This is a genomic window from Paraliomyxa miuraensis, from assembly GCF_026337845.1.
Taxonomy (GTDB): domain Bacteria; phylum Myxococcota_A; class Polyangia; order Nannocystales; family Nannocystaceae; genus Paraliomyxa; species Paraliomyxa miuraensis.
This window is the reverse complement of the sequence record NZ_JAOVZF010000108.1, coordinates 1-3545: the sequence shown is the minus strand read 5'-3', so window position 1 is coordinate 3545 and position 3545 is coordinate 1. Positions and strand designations below refer to the sequence as shown.

Annotated in this window: 5 protein-coding genes; all 5 read left to right on the top strand. The window is 66.3% G+C overall.

Translation table 11 applies throughout. From position 1 onward, the window contains the following. Positions 1–777: 777 nt before the first annotated feature. Complete coding sequence (locus tag OEB96_RS00570; protein ID WP_266213417.1) at positions 778–1971, top strand: hypothetical protein; 1194 nt, start codon at positions 778–780, stop codon at positions 1969–1971. Between the two features lie 83 nt (positions 1972–2054). Next, the gene (locus tag OEB96_RS00565; protein ID WP_266213416.1) at positions 2055–2285 is read left to right on the top strand and encodes a hypothetical protein; all 231 of its coding nucleotides are present in this window, start codon (positions 2055–2057) and stop codon (positions 2283–2285) included. Further along, a complete protein-coding gene (locus OEB96_RS00560) occupies positions 2285–2779 on the top strand; it encodes a hypothetical protein (protein WP_266213415.1) in 495 nt (164 codons plus the stop codon). Before OEB96_RS00565 ends, OEB96_RS00560 begins: the two co-directional genes overlap by 1 nt. Positions 2780–3050: 271 nt before the next feature. Beyond that, positions 3051–3200 (top strand): hypothetical protein, encoded by a 150-nt coding sequence (locus OEB96_RS00555; protein WP_266213414.1) that lies wholly within the window; start codon positions 3051–3053, stop codon positions 3198–3200. Positions 3201–3260: 60 nt separating this feature from the next. Continuing rightward, on the top strand, positions 3261–3545 hold a 285-nt coding region (locus tag OEB96_RS00550; RefSeq protein WP_266213413.1), incomplete at its 3' end, for a hypothetical protein.

Genomic DNA, 3545 nt, shown 5'->3' with positions numbered 1-3545 from the left:
CGATTCGGAATGGTTTCCGAATCGATTCGGAACCGCGGCAGTTATCGACTTCGAGGTCCGAGGGAGCGGGGATCGTCGACGGGGTATGGACCGAATTGCACCCGTGACGACGCGCGAATCCGACAGCGACCTACGATTCAGGATCGGGCAATCCCTCGCACGAGCGATCATCGCCGAGAGTCCACGTATCGGGTCTCGCGTTACCCACGAATTCGCGGCCGCCACTGCGCATCAGCCTGGGAAACGGCTCGTATCTCTCCGAATTCCGGCGTTTCGCAGGCCGACGTCGGGCACGCGCGAAAAGATGTGATTCGAAAGTATCCGATACGGACAGTGGCCGAGGCCGATCGACGATGCTCGACTCCGACAGCGTCATACACCGCGAGCCGGGCGTTCCTTCGCGCGAAGGATCATGGACGAAGCTCGTCGTATCGAGTCGAGTGGAACCACTTACTGGCCAGTACCATTACGGGGCGACTTCGAACACTTGCCCGTAGCTCCTCGAATCCGTGCACTTTGCAACAGTTCGACTCGAGGCAGGAGCGGATGCGAGCGCAAACAGGTGGGGATTTCGTACCCGATACAGACAGTGACGCTCCATGGGTGTCACCCTTACGCCGAATTTCGGTGAAGGGCCGTTTCGGGGCTCTCTCGTGCAGTTTACCCGTATCTCCCCCGATTCGGTCGAATGAATCCGACACAAAGCCGTTTGCGTCCGTCTACTTTTTGGTGTTCACTGACCAAGCGGTATCGAGGGGCCTCCAACAGGAGCGCCTCATGGCACTCAAGCATGTAAGAACCGACGACCCCAACTCTACACACACCAACACACGCACCCGACTGCTCGAGAAGGTCCTCTCTCGCCATGCATTGGATGGCCTGGATGCCCTCGAGCTACGTCGGCACATGGGAAAGAACGGCTATGTCCCCACACCGCACCGCTGGGAGTGCGACGGCGACGGCGAGGACCTCACCGATGAAGACGGCGCGATCGTCCTCATCGGCGGGACGTCGCCGACCGATCTGGCCAACGAGATCGTAGAGACCGCGCGTCAGCACGTCGAAGAGACGGGCGAGCGCAAGAACTACCGCATCGTGGGCCTGCGTCGCGTCATGGACGACGAAGGCGAGGAGGAAGAGGAGCAGGTGAGCTTCCAATTCCTGCTGCCCGCCTCGCTGCTCGGCAATGCCGGGGACGAGCTGGGCACGGGCACGGAGCTCCGCGAGCACCACGACACGATGATGTCCACCGTGGTGCAGCTCCAGCGCCAGAACGACGGGCTGTTCCGCGTGCTCATGGACGTGGTGCGGCAGTACCCGATGGTCCTGGGCAAGTCGACGGAGCTGCTCGAGCGGCTTGGCGACCAGCTCGGCGGGGGGCGGCAGCACGACCTCCAGCAGGTGCTGTCGATCCTCGAGCACGAGTCGACCCGCGAGCAGCGACTGCTCGAGCACGAACTGCTCAAGCAGCGCTCGAGCCAGCGCGCGGAGATGTTCGGCAAGTCGATCGACATCGCCGGCCCCGACCTGATGGTGCTGCTGCGCAAGGTCATCGAGATGGCCACCACGCAGCAGGCCCGGGCGCAGGCCGAGCCCGAATCCGCCGCCAACGAGCCACCGCGCGGCAAGGCCAAGGCGAAGGCCAAGGCCGCCGCATCGCCAACCGTGGACACCACGGCGACCGAGCCCTCGCAGTACGCCCAGCGTCTCGAACGGGTGCTGGCCAAGGTACCCAAGGGCGGCATGGCCAAGGCTCGTGCGCTGCTGCCCGAGGACGACTGGGCGCTCATCGAGGCGGCCCGCGCCGCGGCGACCGATGACGAGTTCGCGGCGATCTTCACCAAGCTGGGCGAGTCGTGGACGGCCAAGGGCGAGGCCGTGACGCAGGATCTGATGGCCGGGCTCTTCGACGCGCTCGGCATGCAGGCGCTCGCGCTGGGCCAGCTCATCGAGGAAGTGCGCGGCGGCTGATCGCACGGGCTCACCTGACAGGTTTCCTTCCAATGCGACCCGATTTCGGGCCGCAAACCCTTTGCACACCAAGAGAACGAACGATGTCCGAACCAAACAACCCGACCAAACCAATCTACGTCTGCCAGGGCTTTGCCGTGGGTGGCCCCGAGCACGAGGCCGCCCAGGCGGCCTGGCTCGAGGCCCAGGCCGCACACGGCTATCGCCTGGTGGACCGCAAGGTTTTCCACAGCGGTGGCGCCAGCAAGCGCGTGCACTTGGTGATGGAGCTGCTCGAGCCGCTGCCCATCGTCGCCGCGGAAGGGGGTGTGTGATGGAGACGCTCGATCAAGGACTCGCGGCCGCGCTGGTGCTCCTGGGCATCGCCGCGATGCTGTACGGGGTGGCCACGCTGTGGCGATCGGTCACCGACGCCAAGGCGCAGCAGCAGGTGCTGGCGCTCGACAAGGAGTCGCGCGAGATGGCCTTCGAGGATCGGGTGGCTCGGGAACGGAGTCAGCGCGAGCTGATCCAGGCCCTGATCCCTGCTGGTACGGCGCTCGTCGGGCACTGGCTCGGCCGCCAGAGTCTTCCCGCTCCGCCCGACCCGCTCGCGGCGCCTTGCGTGGGGTGCATTCCCAAGCCTCCGCCGGACGACGACGACACCACCATCGAGATCAGCCTGCACTCGTTGGTCGATGCCCTGGGCGAGATCGGTTTCTACCGCTGGCTCGAAACCCAGAAGTACGGCGCCACGGCCAATACGACCGAGGTGGGCGAGCACGATCACCCCGAGCCCACGCCTGACGTGGTCCCCGGAATGAGCTGAGCCATGCCCACCGAGACCCGGCCGACGCATGGGCGCGATGCCAGGAACCGGCGGTGCTGCCCGTTCCCCGAGTCGTCGCAGGCCAAGGAGCGGGATCATGGCCAAGCGTGACGCCCGATCTTCGCGGGGTCGGTCGCGTGCCAAGGATGCGCGGCCGGGTCTCGACCTCCTCGACTTCTTTCTGACCAGGCGGGCGGCCTCCGTTCCGCCTTCCCCAAACCCTCGATGCCACGCGCGGCGGGGCTGGGGGCCGTCCGACCTGGTCGATCCAGTGATCGCCGAGCAGATCGAGCAGCTCGAAGCGATCGGCGAGGAGCTGACGCGGCGCGGGCCGCTGGATCTGCTCCTACGCATACGCACGCGAGCCAACCGGCGCCTGGCCACGCTGCTGCGGCGCGGAGGTGACGACGAACGGACCTGACGCTCCACGCCGCGGCCGAGGCGTGCTCGGCCGCGGTGTGGGCCTTCGCAGAGGTGAACGATGAACGAGACCAGCACAACCGACTCCCCGGTCGAGTCCTCGACCTCCGCGACTGCCGAGACCAAGCCGGCCGAGGTGGTGGTGAGGTACCGCTACGCCGACGGGATCCTGCTCGAAGGCGATAGCTACCCGCACAAGGACGCCGTCAAGAAGGCCCACCCTCGGTGGCGGTGGTTTCGGTCGCTGCGCAAGTGGGGCGTACCGCGGACGCGGGATCGAGCCCTGTCGCGCTACCAGGTGGAGGAGTACGCCCGGGGCCTGCGCGGCGCCGGGGTGCCCAACGTG